This is a genomic window from Chromohalobacter sp. HP20-39 (assembly GCF_033052815.1).
In the GTDB taxonomy this organism is placed as follows: Bacteria; Pseudomonadota; Gammaproteobacteria; order Pseudomonadales; family Halomonadaceae; genus Chromohalobacter.
On sequence record NZ_JAWHTP010000019.1, the window covers coordinates 1 to 1,675 of the forward strand.

Genomic DNA, 1,675 nt, shown 5'->3' on the forward strand with positions numbered 1-1,675 from the left:
CATCCAGGGCTATCCGACACTGACCCAGCACTGACTTGCTGCCGGGTTACGCTTCGCGCAGGATGGCACCTCCGTCCGGCGCGAGCCACCCTTTCCGGAAGCGCGCCATGCCGACACTCGACGCCTTTCTGACCGACGTCCGCGCCTGCACGCGCTGCGCACCGCATCTGCCACACGGCGTGCAGCCGGTCTTCCAGTTTCACCCGAGTGCGCCCATCCTCATCGCCGGCCAAGCACCGGGGGCCCGGGTCCATGCCTCAGGCGTGCCCTTCGACGACGCCAGCGGCGCGCGTCTGCGCGCCTGGCTGGGCGTGGACCGCGACACCTTCTACGACCCTACCCGCATCGCCATTCTGCCCATGGGCTTCTGTTATCCGGGCACCGGCAAAAGCGGTGACCTGCCGCTACGCCCGGAGTGCGCCCCCCGCCTGGCGCGAAGCCTTCATGCAGCGTTTCGAGCGCCTGTCGCTGGTCATCGTGCTGGGCAGCTACGCCATGGACTACCACCTCGGTACTGGCAAGACGCCGCTCACCCGGGTGGTCGAAGCCTGGCGCGAGCACTGGCCGCAAGCGTTCCCCCTGCCTCACCCTAGCCCGCGCAACAATCGCTGGCTGGTGCGCAACCCCTGGTTCCAACAAGACGTGCTGCCCGCGCTGCAAGCACGCGTCCAGGCAGTCCTCACCGCCAACCCCAAGGAAACCCCATGACCGACGACACCGCCGCCATTACCGAGCTGCTGCACAAGTACTACGACACCCTGGCCTGGGCGAACGGAGACAGGCACCGGCTTTGGAGCGATGAACGACGGCTTCAGGTGCGGTAGCTGACGCCTGGGACCTCAATCACCGTATGACCGGGTCGAAAGCGGTCCTTTCTCTGACAACATCGCCCTAGCCCGCACTCAACCCCCACAACACATCCAGCACATGTTGCGTAGGCCGCTCGACGTCCCCACCACGGTGGGCAATACCAAGTTGACGCCACAATAAGGGCTGTAATGGCCGCATGACGATCCTGGTATCGGGCAATGGCGTGGAGGCTTCATGCGGCAACAACGTCGCACCATAACCGGCCGCCACTAGGCTTTTGATCGCATCGTTGTAGTTCAGTTGAATACGCGGCGTGGGCTGCCGTCCATCACTGGCGAACCACTCCGAGGTCAAGCGCGAAAGCCGAGTAGTTTTGTCATTCAGAATTAATGGCTGGGCGGCCAGCCAACCGGGGGTCACAACATCCGGGCATTCCCAGCGAGCCGGCAAGAAGGCCATGACCGGGTCCCGCCGCCATGGCTCGATCCGCAATTCCTTCACCGGGGTCTGTGGCAGCGCGACCAGACCGATCTCCAAAGAGCCCTCGGCAAGCTTCTTCAAAGTTTCCTGCGACGTGAGCACCGCGACCTGCACATCGATAGCGGGATGGCGTTGGCCCAACGTCTCCAAAGCTTGCGGCATCAACTGTGCGATGGCCCCTGTGGAGGCACCCAGCCGCACACGCCCGGCCAAGCCCTGCACCTGACGCTCCACGTCCTCAAGCGCCTGCTCCGCATCCGCCAACAGGCGCCGCGCGCGCTCCACCAGCGTTTCTCCAATCGCCGAAGGCTGAATGCGCCCACGTGTGCGCGACAACAGCTTTCCGCCAACCCGCGACTCCAGGTCGGCAATATGCAAACTGACC

General features: G+C 64.5%; 3 protein-coding genes. 2 read left to right on the forward strand and 1 reads right to left on the reverse strand.

The features are described from left to right. Window positions 1-107: 107 nt before the first annotated feature. Complete coding sequence (locus RVY79_RS16545) at window positions 108-593, forward strand: uracil-DNA glycosylase family protein (protein ID WP_020309195.1); 486 nt, start codon at window positions 108-110, stop codon at window positions 591-593. Then, on the forward strand, window positions 496-708 hold the full coding sequence (locus RVY79_RS16550) for a hypothetical protein (RefSeq protein ID WP_223866296.1): 213 nt from the start codon (window positions 496-498) through the stop codon (window positions 706-708). The genes RVY79_RS16545 and RVY79_RS16550 overlap by 98 nt, the downstream gene beginning before the upstream one ends. Window positions 709-891: 183 nt before the next feature. Here the strand turns inward: RVY79_RS16550 and RVY79_RS16555 are convergent. Further along, window positions 892-1,675 (reverse strand): LysR family transcriptional regulator (locus tag RVY79_RS16555; protein ID WP_317465574.1); only part of this gene is annotated, 784 nt, incomplete at its 5' end.